Here is a 19,314-nt window from a genome sequence, read left to right as displayed (position 1 = left end):
TCGGCTTGGAATTTTTTGAAAATGTAAAAAAAAGAAGGGCAGGGGTACTTGTATCTCTGCCCTCTATTGTTTCAGAACATTCTTTCGAATGTGGTGACATTTATAGTTTAATCCCACTTTGCGATTGGGCAAAGGATGTGGGTTTTAGTATCATCCAATTATTACCTCTCAACGATACAGGATTCGGGTACTCACCTTATAGTGCCATCTCTGCTTTTGCGATTGATCCGCTTTATATATCCTTATACAAACTAGATCTCAATGTGAAATCTCGGAAACGTGAGATTCGTTCTTTAGAAAACCATCCCATTCGCATTCGTAACCTAAAATTAGAAATCATTCGTAAATACTATTTAGAAAATAAAAAAGAAGCCACGCGAGAGGCCACTTACTTTTTGGAAAAACACCCCTGGTGTTATTCTTATGCAGCCTTTCGACTGTTATATGAAGAGAACCATGGAAGTGGTTGGTGGGAATGGCCAAAAGAATTCCAAAATCCAAACCATGCCAAAGAATATATATTTTCAGAGAAAAGAAATGAAGCTTTGTTTTGGGTTTATTTGCAAAAAGTCGCCTATGATCAGTTATCTGAAGTAAAAGTCCATTTTGAAGATTCTGGTGTGTATTTAAAGGGTGATATGCCCATCCTCACTTCTCGCAATTCCTGTGATGTTTGGGAACATCCGGAATATTTTATTATGGATTTACAGGCCGGTGCACCACCTGACGATTTTTCGAAAACAGGACAAACCTGGGGATTCCCGGTTTTGAACTGGGAAGTATTAGAAAAATCAAATTATTCTTGGTGGAAAGATCGTTTGTCGTATTTAGAAAATTTTTTCCATCTTTATCGCATTGATCATGTGATTGGAATGTATCGGATTTGGTCGATTCCCAAAGAAGATGATACAGCTCTCAAGGGTTGGTTCCATCCTCAATTTGGAATCTCAAAAGAAGAATTTATAAATGAAGGTCTGGATCCCAAAAGATTTGAATCACTCGGTCTCATCCATGAATTTAAGTCCGATCATTATATTTTCTATTGGGATTTTTGGAAAGAAGCCGCTTACCAAGAATTAAATGAAGAAACCAAAGCCAAACTTTATCCTTTATCAGAACTTCATATCAAAGAAGAAGAAAAACATTGGAGAGAGTCTGGGGAAAAGATATTGGAGATATTTGAATCCTTTTCTTCGATGGTCCCTTGCGCAGAAGATTTGGGATCGGTTCCTTCGTTTATCAGAGAATCTTTATTCGAACGTCAGATGATTGGAATTGATGTGGTTCGTTGGACGAAATCATTCACTACAGGTGAATTCATTCCAGAAGCATCCTATAGGAAAAATGCCATTTCCGTTTTATCCACACATGACACAAGTTTGGTGTTAGATTGGTGGAAAAATGAAGGGGATCTGGAATCCAAACTTCAGTTTTTCTTTGATCGTTTGAAAAAACCCAGACCGAAAACTGAGGATCAAATCCTTCTGGGACTCCTTAGCTTTGTATTGGGGACGAGTAGTCTTTTTTCCATCCAATTGTTTCAGGATTTAGCACTCGGTGTTCCTAGTGTTCTGGAAAATCCAGAAAAACACAGGATCAATCTTCCTGGTACGGCAGACCATTCCAATTGGACCTACCGTTTCCCGGTTCTTTTCGAAGAATTTGCCTCTGATTTCAAACGTAATTTGACCCTCCGGAAACTCCTTCTGGATTCGGGAAGAAATCCATAAATTTTTAGAATTTTTATAATCGTGACAGGTTCGTTCAAGTCGGATGGGTCGGTTTCTGTTACTATGGATCTTTACACCCGGAGGTCTCCCTTGAGATTTGCAAAAGAAATGGCGTTTTATTCCGCCTACCATCAGGAAAAACGAAATGTTTTGGTTCATGTGCTTGGTGTTCCTACAATCACCTTCACTTTGTTTGTTGTGTTAAGCCGTTTTAGTCTTTTTGAATACAATGGTTTTCATGTGTCCGCATCACTTGTGTTTACTTTGGCGGTGCTTGGGTATTATTACACTTTGGATGTAATCTTTGCTTTTGTGGCGACTCTCGTATTCGGAGGGCTCTATCTAACCTCGGAGTGGATCACAACGCAGTTACCGGCAACCACTGCATGGACTATCTTTGGTCTTGGACAAGTGATCGGGTGGGGAGCTCAGTTCTATGGGCATTTTGTTTTTGAAAAAAGTCGTCCGGCTCTTTTTGATAACCTGTTCCAAGCTTTGGTTTCTGCACCGTTATTTGTAGTCGCAGATGTTTTCTTCGAACTTGGGTATCGACTGGATTTGAAACAAGCTGTGGAAGCCGAACTAAAACAAAAAGGTGTTTGGAAGGACTTTTCGCATAAACACGCTTAAAACTTTTTATCCTTGAGGAAAGATCGTAAAGTAGATGAGATTTATAGAAATACACAAACGATATCTACTTTGCGATCCCAGTCCCGTTATTGCATCCCCATCGACAAACCAGATTCGAATTCGAACTTTGGTTTCTATTTTAATCTTCGCAGAAACATACCTTACTGAGTGATTGGCTTCCCAAAAATAAGGAAGGTTTCACTCCAAACATCTTCTTGAATGTTCTTGATAAATGAGCCTGGTCACTAAAACCCGCTGCATGTGATGCCGTGGTCAGATTTTCGCCGCCTTGTAATAGTTTTGCGGCAATATGAAGCCTTTGCCATAACAAATATTGTCTGAGTGGGATACCCATATTCTCTTTAAATAAATGCATAAACCGATCTGTGGAAATTCCTGAAATTTCAGAAAGTTCCGTAAGAGTCACAGGGTTCGGGATTTTTTCTTTGATCTTCTGGATCACCATTTCGATCCGATGATCATATTTTTTAGGAATGGTTTCAGAACCGAGAGAAGAAAGTATTTGGTTATAAATATTTCGAGCGAGTTCACAGGTGAGTGAATCACTAAACAATGGTTCTGCGAGATTTTGAATTTTTAGACGAGTGTCCTCATCAATGGATTTGGGACTATCTTCCATCACGATCCGTTTGTATTCTATTGACTTAGGATCTAGTTGGATGATGAGCATCTCGGAATTTTCTGCAGCCAATCTATGGTAATAGTTGGGTGGAATGATGATCCCTTGGGATTCAATCACAGAATTGGATTTTGTATACAAATGGAAAGAATCTGTGAGAGATACCAAGATAGACACGGCATAATGAGAATGTGGTTCTGTCACAATCCCTGCGGTTCCTAGGAGAATTCGTTCTCCAAAATAAAAAAGACTTCCTTTTCTTTTTACATTCATATACTAGAAAAATTCTAAGAACCATTCTGAAAAAGGCAAGGATTATCGAATGAAAAAAATGTTTTGGGGATTCGTTTTCTTTAGTTTCTTTTCTTCTTTATTTGCGGTCAGTGTTGGCGAGATCCCGATTTCTTGGAAGGAAATTCGTTCCAAATACAATTGGAAAACAAAACCCGTTTTTCCCGAATCAGAATCTGTAGATTTATTTGAATCCGTTTTGTATGCCGATGGTAAATTGTTTTTCCAAACAAAAGATGTCACCAAACAATCCTCCATACTAGTTTGGAATTTGGAGTTAGGGGAATCTAAAAACTTTCCTTGGGAAGGGGGAAAGGTAACGGGTTGGACAGAGTGTTCTGGAAAAATTTTAATCCAAACTACAAAAACACTATGGGATTTGGATTCAAAAACATTTGCGGTAAAGAGAAAACTACCATGGCCAAACAATGGAAAATCTTGGCAGGACATTGTTTGTCTGGAAAATAAAATTTATCGGTTGGTGGGAGACCAATTGGAAGTCTATGCTTTGGAATCAGGGGAATTAGAATCTAAAATTCCAGTTCCTTTTTCTTCTATACAGAGAATCACCAAACGCGGAGAAACAGATATTTTATTTCTCTCCTCTTATTGGGGAAATACAGTTCAAGTTTTTTCACCGAAAGATCCCACAAACAAGAGAGAATGGAAGTTTCCTGTAAACCACCGTGCACTTTTTAAACTCATCGCTTTATCCGAAAATCATTTCCTTATTTTTGATCCCATCACAAAGATTTATGGGGAGTGGATGGTGTTTGAAAATTCCATTTTACCATTGTTAACTCCTGTGGAAGTGGCCGATGGATCGAGAGCCTACCGGTTTTCTCCCATCCAAAACAAAATTGAATACCAGTTCCAGTTAACGGCGCTTACGGATGTTCCAGAAACAAAATACCAATTTGTCCTTCCCAAACAGAATACAAGTTCTCAAAACTTAAAAAGTGAAGAACTGAATCCTTCTTCTGTAGAAGAGATCGATGGGGCAGGGAATCGAAGTTTAGTTCTTACCATCCCTCCACTGAAAGCAGGAGAAACAAAGGATATCAAAGTTTACGAGGCCATCCTCACTCGTTATAAAATCCATTGGAATTTAGATCCAAAATTAACCATGGGCAAAAATCAAAACAAAGACGGGTTAGAAACCTATTTGGTAGATGATTGGTTTTTAAAGATGGATACAGACGTGGTTTTGGAAAAAAGAAAAACTCTTTTCCAAGAAAATACTAACGTAAAACAAATACTATCAAAAACCCAAGAATATGTTTCTTCCATTCCTTATCAATCCGGAAGTTTTGAACCGGCTCCCAAGGTAATCGAAAAAAACAATGGAGGTTGTACCGAACACTCCTATGTCACCATGGCTTTGTTACGTGGTATGGGGATTCCATCCAGGTTGGTTTGGAACTATCTACCAACTGAGTCCTCTAAAGAAATTACATTTAACCATAAATTTGTGGAGGTATGGGTAGAAGGCCTTGGATGGATCCCTATGGAACCACTGGCACCTCCCAGATCCAAACCAGGTGTCACTCATGCAAGGCATGTAGTGTTTGCGGGATTACCAGGTACAAATCATCCCAAAATCGCAGGTGGGGATCGGCTTGTTCAGTTATCAAAAGACCAATTGGGTTTAGCTAAAAAGATAAAGTTCAAACTAGTTGTGGTAAAGAATGATACCACAACCGAAGAATTAGATGGCACGGAAGAGAGAGTGATCCCTCAAAAAACAAACCGTGCCTTAAACTCTGGGGAAGATATGGTGGTTCCTTAATGCCTATTTCCTAAGGACAAAGTTTTCCCCGTTTTTCGGGCCAGATTTTCTAATAAAAAGTCTACGTTCAACAGATACGCCAAGTAACACTTGATAGATGTCTGTAAGGATGGGCCTTGAAGAATAATACCCATGTCCAAGTCCACCCACACCCAAAACAGGATCATCCACTTCGTTGACATTGATCACATCCACACCGGAATACTTAAAACACATTCCGGCCCGCGGAGCCCCATTTACTTTTTGGGAAGCAACGAGGGCATTGTCCCCAGGTGAACAATAGAGTGTGATTCTTTCTGAAGATTTTGTTAAGTCAGAAAGGATGAGTTCAAATTCGTTTTTGTCAAAATCGGGTGCATTCAAAATGAGTTCCGATAGAAATTTACCTTTGCCTTGTTTGGCGATCGATGCCACAGAAGGTAAAACCACTTGGTGTCCCATACTATGCACCACAAGATGGATTTTTTTTCCAAGACCAGTGATGTCGGTTAAGAACTTGGCAAAAGGTTCTCTGTTGATTTTAGCTTCTGTAAAGTTTAAGTCATAAGTGGATTTCACCATCACCTGTCCAAGAATCCCGGAATCAGCTCCCGCAGGCCAAGAGTAAACAACCACTTCCCCTGGAAATTTTAAATCATATTTGATTTGTCCTGCACGAAGCACGGCTTCATCAAAGTTGACATTGAATCCATGTACAAAAACCAATACTTCATCGGAAGCCGAAGATTTAATTTTAGTTAAAAATTCTCTGTCGTCGGTGTTGATACGTCCTTTGAATTGGAAGAATTGGTTTTTGTCTTGGGCATTGTCCAAAGATATATCACCGATGATATGGCGGGAAGGGATGTTTACCAAACAAATTCCATAATGAGGGTTGATGTCAGTGATGAATCCAAAACTTGCGTTATCACAATTGTCTTTGACTGTCATTTCCCGACGTGTGGTAACAAAATGAACATTTAAAATTTTTGTTTCATCAAATGGGTCTACAATTCGTTTGTTGATTTGTTCTCCAATTTTAGGGGCACAGGAAATCAGAAAGTTTGTTAAAACAAATAAACAAAAAAGGAATATTAGGTAAATTGAATGTGTTTGGTTTTGTTTCTTTTGATTCATAGGTTCGTTTGATCCAGTTTATTTGTAAGAAAATCCTTTGATGATTTTTGTAGGGTTTACGTTTTTTCCATCTTTGATGACTTCAAAGTGGAGGTGGGGGCCAAAACAATATCCGGTGCAACCAGAGCGCGAGATGACTTTACCTGCGCTGACATAGTCACCTTCTTTCACAAAAAGTTTAGAATTGTGAGCATATAAAGTTTGGTAACTATCATCATGCGTGAGGATGATCGCATTTCCATAACCACCCATCCATCCAGAGTAGGTTACCTTTCCTTTTCTTGCTGCATACACGGATTCATAATTGGCACGTAAGTCGAGTGCCATATGGAATTTATATTGAGGGTAAGATCTTGTTCCCCAACCAGAAGTGATGACTTTGGAAACAACAGGAATTCTCCAAACGGGTCCTGTTTCTGGAATGATAGCTCCTGGTAGGAAAACCTTTTGGCCTGATTTGAATAAATCGTAATCTTCTAATTGATTTTCGGCATAAATATCGTCAATTTTTACTTTGTAGTAATCGGCTACTTTGGCAAGTGTATCGCCTTTTTTAAGTTTATACACTAAACCTTGTTTGTTGGGAATGTTTAAAATTTGTCCGGGAAGAATGGAAACTTCGGGGCTAATTCCAGAACTCCCTGCGATGGATTCCGCGGACAGTTTGAACCTACGTGCGATATCAGAAAGTGTTTCGTTCTTTTTGACTTTGTATTGTGTGACTTTTAATTTTTTGTTTTTGTTTTCAGCTAGCGCATCCAAATCAGCAGATCGAAGGATGGCCATTTTTTTATCTTCTGTTTCTTGGAGGTATTTGGCATCCGCAAGTTTTGCTTCTTTGTCTTTGATGTCGTTCTCTTCCACTTCCGTCGACATACTGAGGAATTCTTTTTCCATCAAACTTTCTTCGTAAGTTTGTTTGTCTACGAGGATGGATAAAAAGAAAGCCAAGATAAAAGAAGAGGCGAGTAATGGGAGGATACGATACCGCTTGCGGTTGAGATCAATTGTGCCGTGTAAGACACTTGATTGTGATTGGAGATTATAAAAATACTTACCGGGAGAAACTTGGATTACATTTACGTTTCCCCAGCGTAACACATGCTTACCGATCGTAGACTTTTCAGGAGATCGAAGTAGCATGTGTTAAAGGGATTCGTTAATCCTTAGTGTCTAAGGATTTGATACCGCCAAAGGATTCTTCAACAATCTTACGAACGTCTTTTTTCTGACCGCCTGTGATTGTGATATTTCCTTTTGCTACAACACCTTTTTGAAGTTCTAAGTAAGGAGCTGTAATATCACCTAACATACGTCCTGTACCTTCGAGTTTTACTTCGTTTTCGGCTTTGATGTTTCCGATGAGGGTTCCAGATACAATGACTTCTCTTGCGCTGATGTTAGTTTTTACTTTACCGGTTTCCCCGATCACAAGTGCGTCTTCTGTTTTGATATCACCTTCGAATTTTCCATCGATTCTAAGTGAACCTGCGATATAAAACTTACCTTCAAATATCGACCCTGGTCCGATAACGCTATTGATGGAATCCTTACCTATTGCCATTCCTGCTCCTTTTCCCCTTCTGTGAGATTCAAAATTTTCGGTCTTCTTGACAAGCCTTTTTAGTAGTCTATTTCCTCATCCCCGCTAAAGACCGATTTTTTTCGTTTCGGTTTGGTCGTAAGGGGTGGTTTTTCTACTTTTTCAGGTTTTTTCTTTTCCGTATGCACGACTGTCGTCGGATGAACACTTGGTTTTGTTTCCACTACGTTCCATGAAGATCCATGGTCGTTACAAACATCCTTGGGAGCCGTTTGTGGGATAAAATACTCTTCAAATAGGTCATGGCACTGCGATCCAGGCAACTTTCCGGACATCCGGCAAACCGTCTTTTTTACGACTTTCACATCGCTGAGCCAAGGAAAATCGATTGTTGGTTCCCGGTCTAGAGCCCTTGCCATAAACCGGCCCCAAACAGGAGCGGCTAGTTTCCCACCGGTCATCCCTCGTCCGAGTGAAATGGTTCCAACATCATACCCAAACCAAACCGAAGTCACAAGTTCAGGTGTGTAACCCACAAACCAAGCGTCTCGGAAATTGTTTGTGGTTCCCGTTTTTCCATACGCTTTGCGGTTTAGTCCATAAGACAAAACCCCACGGCCTGTTCCATCTTCGACCACATCTCGCATCATCGAAGTGATAAGAAAGGCCGCTTCTTTGGAAATGATCTGTTTGCGTTCTATGTCTTCATAATCTTTGCGAAAGTCTTTGATGACTTTTCCTGCATTGTCTTCCACATACAAAACGGAGATAGGATTTACCGTTTTCCCACCGGAAGCAAGGGCTGCATAGGCTCTAGTGAGTTCATAAGGTGTGAGTTCAAAGGATCCGAGTGACACACTGAAGTTATAAGGAATGTCTCGGCCACCCAGTTGTAAAAGTCCTCGTAAACTATCCATTAGGTGGGAGAGTCCTACTTGTTCTAAGACTCGAACGGCCACAGAGTTTTTGGATTGTTCCAAAGCCTTTCTTAACAAAATAAAACCTGAATATTCGCTACTATAGTTTTCAGGAGCCCATTCATCTCCATCTTCCATCAAATATTGAAGAGGAGAGTCTGCAAACAGTGTAGCAGGTGTTACATTTTTTTCGGGGTCTGGATTTTTGCCAGAGTAGTCCATCGCCGCCGCATAGAGGATTGGTTTGAATGCAGAACCTGGTTGGCGGAAGGCTTGGAAGGGACGAATTTGTTGGTTGTCTGAACGAAATCCTGAACCACCCACAAGGGCTGTGATGTATCCCGTGTCTGGTCGAATGGCGATGAGTGATCCTTCTACAGGAAGGAGATGGTCTTTTGTGGTTTGTGAGGTGTAGTTTTTATCGATCAAATCACCCAGAAAATCATCACCCGTTAATAAATTCAAAGCTGAGAATTCATCGCGTATGTCTTCTTGGTAAGCAGAAGAAAACGTACGTTCTGTTCGAGAAATATGAAATTTAAAATCAGGTAGGTCATACAAATCGGCAATTAAAGAATACCCACTTCCATACAAATCATCAAAGGCATCAATGTTACGAAAGGCCCTTTGGTTGGATTCTATGGTTTGTCTTTGGAGGGCAGGAAGGAGGGCTTTTTCTGCTTCTTCTTGGTGGCGGATTTGGATGGTGGAATAAATTTTAAGTCCCCCATTGTAAAGGCGGCCCGAACCAATGGATCGGATTAAATTCTTTCTGATGTATTCGGTTACGTAAGGGAAACGGTTTAATCTATCAGAAAAAGCAGAATCATTCGGTGAACGGTTTAAGTTAGTATAATATTCTTCGAGAGCCGCATATTCTTTTTCTGCATCGGCCACAGACATCCTTCCATTCTCAACTAACTTACGAAATACGACTCGTACTTTGTTTAAACTGGATACAGGATTGACGATGGGACTAAACTGAGTGGGCCTTGTGGTAAGACTGGCAAGGATGGCTGCTTCGCCCCAACTCACATCTTGGACTTCCTTTCGAAAGTAAAACCGAGAGGCTGCACCGACTCCAATGGTTCCATGCCCGAGTGGAATTTCGTTTAAGTACACTTCTAAAATTTTATCTTTGGGGTACACCAGTTCGAGTAAAATCGCAAGCCAGGCTTCGCGTGCTTTTCTTGCGATAGAACGTTCTATCGATAAAAACTTAAGTCGTGCCACCTGTTGGGTGATGGTAGAGGCACCTTCTTTCACACGACCTGCCATGATGTTCACCACAAAGGCACGAGCAATTCCTTTTAAATCGATTCCATTGTGTGAATAAAAAGAGTTATCCTCTGTAGATAAAAAACATTGGATGACCTTGTGCCGATTGTCCGTCGAAAGTGCGTTCTCTTCCGGCTTTAATTGTTCTAAACGAACAGGGATTCTTGAGAATTTATAATATTCGGCAATGGGTTCGTATTCCCCTTTGTCAGTTAATCCGTACAAGGTGGAAGGGATATCGTAAACTGCCGCTTCTTTTAGTTTAAAAAAATCTTTTACAGATCCTGTGAGTAAAAAAACGTTCAACACCCCAAAAGCAAAAATAGCAATGGCAGTGTTTCTAAATTTTTTGTCTCCAGTCCAAATGTTTTCTGTAACAATTCGAAACCAAATGATAAAATACTTTTCAAAGAGCCCTACGGGTTCTTGTTTCATAAATTTCCCTTAACTTTAAATCCAGATCAAACGAGTGGAGAAAATTCCTTCATATGGTCAATTCCGTGGTAACGGAGACCGGTATCTAAATTATAACCACCGAGAGATTCCAGAATTTTCGATCTGCTTTCCGGAGAAAAACTATATTCGTAAGCTCTCGTTAAAATTTCTTTGCAGGCTTGGCTTGCTTGATTCAAAAGTTCGATAAAAGAGTCGTTGAACTTACGTTTTGGGTCAGCCGGATAAAACCATTCCCGTTTTTCATCATTCATAATCTTGGGATTGATATTCTCGAGTGTAGGAAGCATCAGAACACTGGCATTGTATTTGTGAAAGGTCAGTGTATCCACTACACTCACAAGTCCCCGCATAAAGGTACTTCTTGAATCCAAAGTAGAGGTAAACCTATAAAATCCTAAATAGGATTCGTTTAAGATATCACCAGGGATGATTTTTTTTTCAGAACCCAAGTAGGAGGTAGCAAACTCCCTAGGATACGTTTCTTTAATGGATTGTAACCAAAAATTCCAAAGCACTGGATCCATTTTGTTTTTAATTCCAACCGTTCTATGGCGGATGTCGATGTATTGCGGGAAATCGTATTCTCTAGCACTCATTCCCCAGCGGTGGTTGATGAGAAGGGTATCCAGTCCAAACTCTACCTTCATGTGGTTGACTTGTGCTTGGTAAGAAATCTTCTTATCGTTGTTATAGTAATCCCCTGAGATATAAAAAATATAAGGATGGGTTTGGATGTCCACCACGCAGTGACAAATATATCCTAAAGTAAAGGCAAGAAAACGATCACGGTAGAGTCCCATTTCTGTATCATGGACTTGGTCGAGAAAACTTAAAACCAGTTCGGCCACTCGGTCGTGGTGGGCAAGGTCACCGAAGAAAGCAGCCTTCTTCGTTCGTTTGGGTTGTAACACGTGATAGAAGTAAAAAATATCGGGAGCTACCGCACCAAGGTTGGCGTAAGAGGCAACATCGGGACGTGAGAGTAATGCGGCCATCTTGCGTTGGGTCGCATTTCCATGTTCCAAATGTTTTTTCACTTGGGAGAGTGCTTCAATATGTGTAATCTTTCCTGCCATTTTCTACTTTTTTGACTTTATGGAATGGAACCTATTGAAAGGTTTATCTTAAATCCTATGACATCAATCGAAAAACTAAAGTTTTTGAAAGAAGACCAAGTAAGGTCTTTAGCAAAAGAATTCGGCACACCCCTCTTTGTCTATTCCGAGAAAGAAATTGAGCAAAAATGTGACGATACCTTGGCATTTCCTAATGCTTTCGGATTACAAGTCCGTTACGCCATGAAGGCAAATCCCAATTCCAATATCCTTCAAATTATGAAAAAGAAAGGCATCCTCATTGATGCTTCTTCGGAACATGAAGTGGTGCGAGCCCTCCACTTTGGATTCAAACCAGAATCCATCATGTTAACTTCCCAAGAATTTCCTAAGGCCTTTGAAGAACTCATTGGGAAAGGGGTGAAGTTCAACGCTTGTTCTCTCCGCCAACTAGAGGCTTTTGGAAAGACATTTCCTGGAAAATCAGTATCCATTCGTTTCAATCCTGGTCTTGGGTCGGGACATACCAAAAAAACCGATGTAGGGGGAGTGACTTCTTCCTTTGGAATTTGGCATGAAAAATTACCCGAAGTCAAAGCCATTGTAGAAAAATACAATATCGTTGTGGAAAAAGTCCACACTCATATTGGTTCGGGGAGTGATCCCGAAGTTTGGAAGGCAGTGGCCAAATATACTTTAGAATATGCAGAAGCTTTTCCTACGGTAACCGTAGTGAGTCTTGGCGGCGGATACAAAGTAGGCCGAATGGAAGATGAAAAATCCACCGACTTACAAAAGATTGGTGCCCCTGTGAAACCACAATTTGAAGAATTTGCCGCAAAACATGGCAGAAAATTAATTTTAGAAATTGAACCAGGAACTTACCTTGTGGCACTTTGTGGTGCACTTCTTACAACGGTGGATGATTTGATTGATACAGGCCCTAAGGGTTTTCGTTTTATGAAACTCGATGCGGGAATGGATTCCAACACCAGACCTTCGTTATATGGGGCAAAACACCCTCTTGTGACAGTTAAAAAAGACGGTGGTGTTCCAAAATCAAATCAAGAATACGTAGTTGTCGGTCATTGTTGTGAATCTGGCGATGTATTCACCCAAAAAGAAGGTGGGGAACCCATCACAAGACTTATGGGAGAAGCTGAGATTGGGGATTATGTAGTGATGGAAGCAGTTGGCGCTTATTGTGCCGGTATGTCCACAAAGAACTACAATAGTTTTCCAGAAACTGCAGAAGTATTACTTCGCACAAACGGTGAAGGAAAACTGATTCGTAAAAAAGAACCAGTTTTGGAAATCTTTAGAAACGAAATCCTCGTTGTCGAATGAACAATTTGTACGCTGTCCTACTGGCTGGTGGGACTGGAACTCGGATGGGAACGGAAGTTCCCAAACAGTTTTTAAAAGTGAGAGGGGAGTCCCTTCTTCGGCATTCGGTCAAACGTTTCCGAAGTTTTGGACTCCTTAAATCCATCACCATTGTTTCCCATCCCGATTGGATTTTGGAAACGGAAAAAGAATTAAGTGATTTATTGGAATGGAATGATCGGATTGTGCCGGGTGGTGAGTCTCGCCATCTGTCTACGTTATGTGGAATTCAGTCCATTCCCTATGATACAAAGGATATTTTTTTTATCCATGATGTGGCAAGACCCAACTTCAAACAAAAAGAACTCTATCAATTGGTAGAACAAACAAAAATTTTTGGAGGGGCCAGTATCATTGCCAAAGCCACTGAGAGTTTGGTAAGAGTGCGGATCCATACAAATTATACAGAAGAACCTTTGAAACGAGATGAAGTTTATGCTGTAAAAACTCCTCAGTCCATCGCCGGGTTTATGATCCAAGAACTGATGGCAGAAGGACTTGATGCAGATATCAATAAACATCCTACAGACCTTTGCACTTGGATGGGAAAACGAAGGGTAGGGATTGTCGAAACAGATTACCACAATATCAAAGTCACAAGTCCTGGAGATGCAGAACTTGCAGACTCACTCTTTTGGGAAGAACTACCGACCGTGGAATAATTTAAAACGTTGTTTCCAGATCCAAATCCGAAATAGGTTTTTATTTTCTATTGCATCAATCTGAATTCCAAACCCACTTGGTTTTCCATATTTACCTTGAGGGTTGGACCAGCGTACGACTCCACCTACAGAAATTTCCCCTGATCTCGTTTGGATTTTGACATTACAGATTTGATCTTGTTCTAAAACGGAACTTGTTTCTATGTACAATCCTTCCATGGAAACATTGAGTAAGGTTCCCTGGCAAATTTGATTGTTTTTTCCTGAAAAATTGACCGGGTTGGAAACTGGGTATCTTGGAGCAAAAACGCGAGCAAGGAATGCTTCGTAGATTTGTTTTTCTTCTTTTTGGTTGATTTGAAAGAGAAGTTGGACACCGGCGATTTCAGATCCATCGTCTTCTTTATCAATGCGTACGATCTTTGCCTGTACGGAGATGGATACAGGTTCTCTGTTTTCTCTTTCTAATTTTAAGAGAAGGTTGATCGGGTCTCCTACTTTTAAGAAATGATGCGCTGGGATAGGGATGAGGATTCCATTTCGGGAAATATTGATGGTTTGTCCGTCACCTTCACGTTCGCCATCAAAATTGGCCCAATGGAAAGGGATGGGATGGGTTTCTCGGTATTTGGTTCTCCATCCGCGACGTTTTCCACTTAAGTAAGGCGCTGCAATTTCTCTCCGTAAGAAATAAAAAACAATCCCAAGTAAGACTGTTGTCGTGACCATATTCCAGATCACATCGGAGGTATGAATACGAATGCCTGCTAGGAAAAACTTCTTACCGAGAGTGACTGACAATACCATCCAAGCATTGTAAGTAAGAGAAAGAAAGCTGAAACAAAGGAAGAGGTAGTATCCAAATTTCTTTTTTGCGATAAGGCCATAAGCGATGATGGCACTGAGAGCAGAAAATACATACTGCCAAGGTTGGACCCGAGAGAGAATCATACTAAAATGTTCTAGATCCAAATCGTAAAGTGCCGCAATGGCAAAGAAATTGAGAAATGGTACGGCGAAAAAAACGACGGTAACCAATAGAACGGGAATGGGATAATTGAAGAACCGCAAAGTCACCCGCAAATCAAATTCGATTTTAGATGTTTAGTCAACTTATTTTTAAAACTTAGGGATTTGGTGAATCCCGTTTTCCTTTAGTCTTCCTTTTTTGGTTCTTCCGAATCTTGTGTTTTCTCCTCACTTACCGTGACAGATTCTGTGGAAATTGGATCCGTCTGCAAAGAAGGCATTCCGTTGATCAAGGTATGTAATTCCCTTTGCCTTTCTGAAATGCTGTCTTCGACTGCTGTTAGGCGGCCAATGATGCTATGGAGAATGACGGAAAGAAATCCGGGACTTTCTTTTCCCATAGCAAAAAAGATTTCTTTTGTGATGATTCCGACTTTGGTATCTTCGGCGGAGGCAACTACTGTCGCAGCTCTGGGAGAAGGATAAACGAGGGCCATTTCTCCAAAAAACTCTCCTGGTCCAATATCCCGAACATATTGGTCTTCACCGCTTGCCTTACGTTTGAAAACTTGGAGCCCACCGGCAAATACAAAGAACATCTTCCCGTTACTGTCTTCTCCTTCTGAAAACACTTTGGTTCCTGGAGAAAAATGGTCGATGCGAACTTCTGTGATGTACTTTCGCAAATGTTCTACGTTCATTTTTCTTCTTCCTTTTTGAATTCTTCTAACATTTTGTCGAGTTCGGTGAGCCTTGCTTCGGCCCTATGAAGTTTTTCTACCGTACTTTTGGTAAGTTGGAATAAAAAATGAGTATTGATCCGTGCCAGCTTTTCAAACTGATCATCGCGTAAAATTCCCACTCGTGCATTTGCTGAAACCACACTGATGGTCATGGCCCGAGGCCTTCTCGTGAGAAGGGAAAGTTCTCCAAAAAATTCACCTGGGCCAAGGCCTTTGATGATTTCTTGGGTTCCATCTGGCAGCCGTTTGGTGACAGCAAACATCCCACTCATGATACAATACATACTTCCATCATGAGGATCCCCTTCACGAAAGATCACATCCCCTCGCAAATAAACTTGCGTAGAGATATTTTGCATAAATTCCAAAATGTTCATCGGGGTTGTCCTATGGGTATCATCTCTGGTTCAAACTGCTTCAGGATTTGTATGAGTTTAAATGGATTGGTGAGAAGGAAAGTATGTTTTGCGGGCGGAGGGACTTGAACCCCCACGCCTCTCGGCGCCAGAACCTAAATCTGGTGCGTCTGCCAATTTCGCCACGCCCGCTAGTGGTTGTATAAGCAGATTTTTGTATTGGGGAAATCTGTCTAGTGAGATTTTATGATTCACTTGGCTTTGTTTTGAAATTTTATTCTCTTGGTAGTCACTAGAATCTAGACCCTTTGAGGTATCATCATAGGTGAAGGAGTGGCCTTTCGCGTTTAGAATCCTAGAAAAGATTGAGTTGTCTTGTTTTTAATATTAAGATTTGATTGGGCGTTGAATATTTATGTTTTTCATGTTAAGGAGAAAAAATGAGAAAATTATTTTTTATCAAAGTATTACTCGTGATTGGTTTGAGTGTTGTTGGCTGTAAAGAAGAAACGAACTTGAATAACGATGGGGTGCAAGGTAATAAAGCGGAGCAAACGAAGGACATGAAAAATACAATTTCAATTGTGGAGATTCCTGTTTCTAATCTGGATAGAGCGCTTCAGTTTTATGGAACTATCTTAAATGTTTCGATAGAAAAAATGACTATGGAAGATACGGAACTTGGTGTGATTCCTGCTAATCCAGATTCTGTGAATGTGGTTTTGGTAAAAGGAAAGGATTATATTCCGACAAAGAATGGAATTGTGGTCTATCTAAATCTGGGAGAAGATTTACAACCGGCTTTAGACAAAGTGGAAAAGGCCGGTGGAAAGATTGTTCTCCCAAAAACGTTGATCAGTCCTGAAATGGGGTATTACGCATTCATCATTGATACGGAAGGAACTAAGATCGGTTTCCATTCAGCAAAGTAAGATTTGTGCCGATGGGGAATCAAATCTTTGCTGTGTTAGATTTTGTTTGGTTTTGAATTTAATATTGTTTTAGTTTGATTCCCTGCACCAGCGATAAGAGCGGAAATCCTTTTGCAAAGCAAAAGATTGAAGCGGATAGCGCGGTCGCGTCACTCGGTGAATTTTGATCCACCAAACGATGGCGAGGTGCCCCCGGAAAAAATGTGTATTTATCTATAAAATTAGATAATCCCCAAATACTTCTTTGACTTCGTCCAAAATGCCCAGAGATATCCCTCTGCCTTGATTTTCAATTCTGCAATTGTATTACCCAAAGAAGTTCCTGCTGGTGGACTCAGAGTTTGACTTGTCACTCCACCGTTATTTAAGTTTTGGCTCGCAGGAACACCACCTCGGATGCTGTGAAAAGTATAGACTCGATTGGTGATCAATGGTTCTGAGATGACGATGTCTTGGAGTCCATCCGCATTGGTATCTTGGAACTGAAGTCCCATTGAAAAATTACTCGCAGCGGCTTCACCAGAAAAAAGACTATCCGCTGATCCCCCAGCACTTAGATCCATATTGCGAAATCCGGTAATTGGATCATTTAATACTAAGTAAACGTCGCCGATTCCCGAACTAGCTCCTGTGGCTCCAATTAAAAGATCGGGGAATCCATCTCCGTTTGTGTCGCCGGAAGCTAGGTTTCCTCCGAAGGAACAATTATTAACATTACAACTATTTGTAGGTGGGCCGACCAGTGTCGCCACTGGTGGATTTGGATAGGGGTTTGTTGAATCACAAGTAGAATGGTATACAAATACAATTCCTTGCCTTGTATTGAAGTTAGGTCCACCTACCGCGAGGTCGATACAACGATCGGAATTAAAATAATCCAATACAAAACTTGCTCCAAAAAGACAACCAAGACCAGCTGCACAACCAGGGGAAGGTTCCAGTGGAGCAACTAGAATTTGTTGTGGAGTTGTTGGCAGAGATCCTTGATTGGAAATAAAAAAATAAATCCTTCCCCTATTAGAGAAGTGTGTTGCTGCACTGACAACGAGGTCTAAAAATCCATCTCCGTTCACATCTCCTGCATATGCAAGAGAGCCAAAATTATCATCTGGGTTGAGAGGAGGGGTAATACTAGTAAGATTCTTAAATACAAAATTCGCTGTATTTGTGTTTTGCGACAATATTGCGTTTGGTCCTTGGCTATAGAAAATAAATAATTCGTTCTCCCAGGGCGAGGCAAATACACCATCATCATAACCGTCGTTATTGATATCAGCTCCGATAATATTTGTTCCAAATCTTCCACCACCTGTCACTCCATCGAAAATCGCATCTGCAGTTCCTCCTGTATTTAGATTTTGAGATGGGATTCCTTGTTGGCCTCTACTCAAAAATTCATAGACCCTTCCAGCCGCACCACTATATGCTTGTGCCCCCACTAATATATCTGCATATCCATCACCGTTAAAGTCACCTGATCCTATGCGGCTTCCAAAATATGTTACATTAGTTCCATTTGTTAGTGAAGTGATTGGAGTTGTATTGAGTAATTTTGTATTGGGGTTTGTGCTGAATACATATCCATATCCTTGGGTATTGTTATCCGGTGTTGCCGATACAATCAAATCGGGATACCCATCTCCATCGGTATCATGATTCGTTCCCATTCGCACTTGGATGGTATTGGATTTTTCATAGGGAATGTGTGCATAGATGGTGTGAAGGCTACCGTATGTCCAAAAAGTACCGGTAACTGCTTTTGCAGGAAGTGCGTATCTCCAGGTTCCGTTGACCACTGGCACTTGGATGGGTTGTGCGTCATCAATGCCAACATTTACATACGCCTGACCCGGAGGAACGGTTCCCACAACAAATCCCGTTTCGACGATAGAGTGGTTGGTTAGGTTGGAGATCGTGACTGTTGACTCCGGCAGTAAGGCCAAATAGATATAGGGAGACCACTTTTTCAGAAGGTCATTGTCGGGACAAAGAAAATTGGATAACTTCATGAAACATTCGATGGGTGGGTGAGAGGGTTTGTCCAACAATTCAGCAGAAAAAAGGAAAGCCCTAGTGTTAGTATTCGATTGTTCAGAATATGAGCAAATGATTTAAATGCCATGATTTCGTACAACTAACATTGAGTTGATGTATAGCCTCTAGCAATTGGATTGCAATACATTATTTAGTTTTGAAAATAAAAACATTAGGAAAATAACTTTGATTTTTTAGGACAACCTCGGATCAAAAAAATGAAATAAAAGTTTGAATTCAAAAAATATCTTTCCTTTTGTCGTTTTTTGATTCATCATTTTCGGCATGAGTTTTTTTGAAAGTTTGAAAGCCGTCGCAGCTCAGGCAGTAGAGCTAGTGCAAAACAATCCACAAGTTGTTTCTGGGATCCAAAAGATCATCGAAGATAACGGTGGAGTATCCGGAATTGTCCAAAAGTTTAAAGACAAAGGTTTTGCAGAAGCCGCGTCCTCTTGGGTAGGAACCGGAGACAATGTGAACATTGGGGCCGCAGATGTAATGAAGGTTTTGGGGAGTGATTCCGTTAAGGAACTTGCTGGAAAAGTGGGATTGGATTCGGAAGCCACGGCTGGTCTTATTGGAAATTTACTACCGATGGTGATCGACAAACTTTCTCCTGATGGGAAGGAACCAAGTGGAGATATCACTGCTCAACTGACTTCGCTTGCTTCTTTATTTACAAAATAAAATTGTCACATTGAACTTAAACCACCTATGGAAAATTAGGTGGTATTTCTTTTCTCATTACTTACAATTTGTCTTGCCAAAATTTCTTTGAAAAAACATT

Annotated in this window: 17 protein-coding genes and 1 tRNA gene; 7 read left to right on the top strand and 11 right to left on the bottom strand. The window is 40.6% G+C overall.

Translation table 11 applies throughout. From position 1 onward, the window contains the following. The first annotated feature begins 5 nt into the window (after positions 1–5). Both EHQ16_RS18045 and EHQ16_RS18040 read left to right on the top strand, forming a co-directional pair. Positions 6–1,730, top strand: coding sequence for a 4-alpha-glucanotransferase (locus tag EHQ16_RS18045; protein ID WP_135632586.1), 1,725 nt, complete (start codon positions 6–8; stop codon positions 1,728–1,730). Between the two features lie 90 nt (positions 1,731–1,820). Further along, a complete protein-coding gene (locus EHQ16_RS18040) occupies positions 1,821–2,360 on the top strand; it encodes an Mpo1 family 2-hydroxy fatty acid dioxygenase (protein WP_135632584.1) in 540 nt (179 codons plus the stop codon). A 139-nt stretch (positions 2,361–2,499) separates the two neighbouring features. Here the strand turns inward: EHQ16_RS18040 and EHQ16_RS18035 are convergent, their stop codons facing one another. Continuing rightward, on the bottom strand, positions 2,500–3,273 hold the full coding sequence (locus EHQ16_RS18035; RefSeq protein ID WP_135632582.1) for a helix-turn-helix transcriptional regulator: 774 nt from the start codon (positions 3,271–3,273) through the stop codon (positions 2,500–2,502). 49 nt (positions 3,274–3,322) lie between these two features. On the opposite strand from EHQ16_RS18035, the gene EHQ16_RS18030 reads away from it, so the two are divergent. Beyond that, on the top strand, positions 3,323–5,080 hold the full coding sequence (locus tag EHQ16_RS18030) for a transglutaminase-like domain-containing protein (RefSeq protein WP_135632580.1): 1,758 nt from the start codon (positions 3,323–3,325) through the stop codon (positions 5,078–5,080). Positions 5,081–5,083: 3 nt separating this feature from the next. Here the strand turns inward: EHQ16_RS18030 and EHQ16_RS18025 are convergent, their stop codons facing one another. From EHQ16_RS18025 to EHQ16_RS18005, 5 genes are read right to left on the bottom strand one after another with little or no spacing between them, the layout of a single operon-like run. Next, positions 5,084–6,196, bottom strand: coding sequence for an alpha/beta hydrolase (locus EHQ16_RS18025; RefSeq protein ID WP_135632578.1), 1,113 nt, complete (start codon positions 6,194–6,196; stop codon positions 5,084–5,086). A gap of 18 nt (positions 6,197–6,214) precedes the next feature. Continuing rightward, on the bottom strand, positions 6,215–7,339 hold the full coding sequence (locus EHQ16_RS18020) for a peptidoglycan DD-metalloendopeptidase family protein (protein ID WP_167482679.1): 1,125 nt from the start codon (positions 7,337–7,339) through the stop codon (positions 6,215–6,217). Between the two features lie 16 nt (positions 7,340–7,355). Continuing rightward, positions 7,356–7,760, bottom strand: a complete 405-nt coding sequence (locus tag EHQ16_RS18015; RefSeq protein WP_002974102.1) for a bactofilin family protein — start codon at positions 7,758–7,760, stop codon at positions 7,356–7,358. A gap of 59 nt (positions 7,761–7,819) precedes the next feature. Beyond that, positions 7,820–10,369, bottom strand: coding sequence for a penicillin-binding protein 1A (locus EHQ16_RS18010; RefSeq protein ID WP_135632577.1), 2,550 nt, complete (start codon positions 10,367–10,369; stop codon positions 7,820–7,822). A gap of 26 nt (positions 10,370–10,395) precedes the next feature. Next, on the bottom strand, positions 10,396–11,466 hold the full coding sequence (locus EHQ16_RS18005; protein WP_135632575.1) for a zinc dependent phospholipase C family protein: 1,071 nt from the start codon (positions 11,464–11,466) through the stop codon (positions 10,396–10,398). Between the two features lie 57 nt (positions 11,467–11,523). On the opposite strand from EHQ16_RS18005, the gene EHQ16_RS18000 reads away from it, so the two are divergent. Both EHQ16_RS18000 and EHQ16_RS17995 read left to right on the top strand, forming a co-directional pair. Further along, on the top strand, positions 11,524–12,792 hold the full coding sequence (locus EHQ16_RS18000) for a diaminopimelate decarboxylase (protein WP_135632573.1): 1,269 nt from the start codon (positions 11,524–11,526) through the stop codon (positions 12,790–12,792). Next, entirely contained in the window at positions 12,789–13,493 is a 705-nt protein-coding gene (locus EHQ16_RS17995) for an IspD/TarI family cytidylyltransferase (RefSeq protein WP_135632571.1), read from the top strand. The genes EHQ16_RS18000 and EHQ16_RS17995 overlap by 4 nt, the downstream gene beginning before the upstream one ends. Here the strand turns inward: EHQ16_RS17995 and EHQ16_RS17990 are convergent. From EHQ16_RS17990 to EHQ16_RS17975, 4 genes are all read right to left on the bottom strand, one after another. After that, positions 13,476–14,570: a PilZ domain-containing protein gene (locus EHQ16_RS17990; RefSeq protein WP_135632569.1), complete on the bottom strand. Its 1,095-nt coding sequence runs from the start codon at positions 14,568–14,570 to the stop codon at positions 13,476–13,478. The two genes, EHQ16_RS17995 and EHQ16_RS17990, sit on opposite strands and share 18 nt — an antisense overlap. 77 nt (positions 14,571–14,647) lie before the next feature. Continuing rightward, the gene (locus EHQ16_RS17985; RefSeq protein WP_135632567.1) at positions 14,648–15,163 is read right to left on the bottom strand and encodes a Crp/Fnr family transcriptional regulator; all 516 of its coding nucleotides are present in this window, start codon (positions 15,161–15,163) and stop codon (positions 14,648–14,650) included. After that, positions 15,160–15,582 (bottom strand): cyclic nucleotide-binding domain-containing protein, encoded by a 423-nt coding sequence (locus tag EHQ16_RS17980; RefSeq protein ID WP_135632565.1) that lies wholly within the window; start codon positions 15,580–15,582, stop codon positions 15,160–15,162. The genes EHQ16_RS17985 and EHQ16_RS17980 overlap by 4 nt, the downstream gene beginning before the upstream one ends. 89 nt (positions 15,583–15,671) lie before the next feature. Further along, positions 15,672–15,753: transfer RNA gene (locus EHQ16_RS17975), tRNA-Leu, on the bottom strand. A gap of 248 nt (positions 15,754–16,001) precedes the next feature. Between EHQ16_RS17975 and EHQ16_RS17970 the strand changes: the two genes are divergently transcribed. Continuing rightward, positions 16,002–16,493 (top strand): VOC family protein, encoded by a 492-nt coding sequence (locus EHQ16_RS17970; RefSeq protein ID WP_135632563.1) that lies wholly within the window; start codon positions 16,002–16,004, stop codon positions 16,491–16,493. A 221-nt stretch (positions 16,494–16,714) separates the two neighbouring features. Here EHQ16_RS17970 and EHQ16_RS17965 read toward each other — a convergent pair whose 3' ends face one another. Next, positions 16,715–18,502 carry an FG-GAP-like repeat-containing protein gene (locus EHQ16_RS17965; protein ID WP_244242138.1) on the bottom strand — a complete coding sequence of 596 codons (1,788 nt, stop codon included), beginning with the start codon at positions 18,500–18,502 and terminating at the stop codon, positions 16,715–16,717. A gap of 310 nt (positions 18,503–18,812) precedes the next feature. Here EHQ16_RS17965 and EHQ16_RS17960 point away from each other — a divergent pair, with 310 nt between their 5' ends. After that, positions 18,813–19,214: a YidB family protein gene (locus tag EHQ16_RS17960; protein ID WP_135632561.1), complete on the top strand. Its 402-nt coding sequence runs from the start codon at positions 18,813–18,815 to the stop codon at positions 19,212–19,214. Positions 19,215–19,314: the final 100 nt, after the last annotated feature.

Origin of the sequence: Leptospira kanakyensis, assembly GCF_004769235.1 — a bacterium.
GTDB classification, from domain to species: Bacteria; Spirochaetota; Leptospiria; order Leptospirales; family Leptospiraceae; genus Leptospira_A; species Leptospira_A kanakyensis.
Note: the sequence above shows the minus strand (reverse complement) of the source record. Positions and strands in the feature narration are given on the sequence as shown.

Coding starts and splice junctions, on each gene's coding strand:
- EHQ16_RS18035 (WP_135632582.1), bottom strand. CDS start 3,273: ATGAATGTAAAAAGAAAAGGAAGTCTTTTTTATTTTGGAGAACGAATT.
- EHQ16_RS18030 (WP_135632580.1), top strand. CDS start 3,323: ATGAAAAAAATGTTTTGGGGATTCGTTTTCTTTAGTTTCTTTTCTTCT.
- EHQ16_RS18025 (WP_135632578.1), bottom strand. CDS start 6,196: ATGAATCAAAAGAAACAAAACCAAACACATTCAATTTACCTAATATTC.
- EHQ16_RS18020 (WP_167482679.1), bottom strand. CDS start 7,339: ATGCTACTTCGATCTCCTGAAAAGTCTACGATCGGTAAGCATGTGTTA.
- EHQ16_RS18015 (WP_002974102.1), bottom strand. CDS start 7,760: ATGGCAATAGGTAAGGATTCCATCAATAGCGTTATCGGACCAGGGTCG.
- EHQ16_RS18010 (WP_135632577.1), bottom strand. CDS start 10,369: ATGAAACAAGAACCCGTAGGGCTCTTTGAAAAGTATTTTATCATTTGG.
- EHQ16_RS18005 (WP_135632575.1), bottom strand. CDS start 11,466: ATGGCAGGAAAGATTACACATATTGAAGCACTCTCCCAAGTGAAAAAA.
- EHQ16_RS18000 (WP_135632573.1), top strand. CDS start 11,524: ATGACATCAATCGAAAAACTAAAGTTTTTGAAAGAAGACCAAGTAAGG.
- EHQ16_RS17995 (WP_135632571.1), top strand. CDS start 12,789: ATGAACAATTTGTACGCTGTCCTACTGGCTGGTGGGACTGGAACTCGG.
- EHQ16_RS17985 (WP_135632567.1), bottom strand. CDS start 15,163: ATGAACGTAGAACATTTGCGAAAGTACATCACAGAAGTTCGCATCGAC.
- EHQ16_RS17980 (WP_135632565.1), bottom strand. CDS start 15,582: ATGAACATTTTGGAATTTATGCAAAATATCTCTACGCAAGTTTATTTG.
- EHQ16_RS17970 (WP_135632563.1), top strand. CDS start 16,002: ATGAGAAAATTATTTTTTATCAAAGTATTACTCGTGATTGGTTTGAGT.
- EHQ16_RS17965 (WP_244242138.1), bottom strand. CDS start 18,502: ATGAAGTTATCCAATTTTCTTTGTCCCGACAATGACCTTCTGAAAAAG.
- EHQ16_RS17960 (WP_135632561.1), top strand. CDS start 18,813: ATGAGTTTTTTTGAAAGTTTGAAAGCCGTCGCAGCTCAGGCAGTAGAG.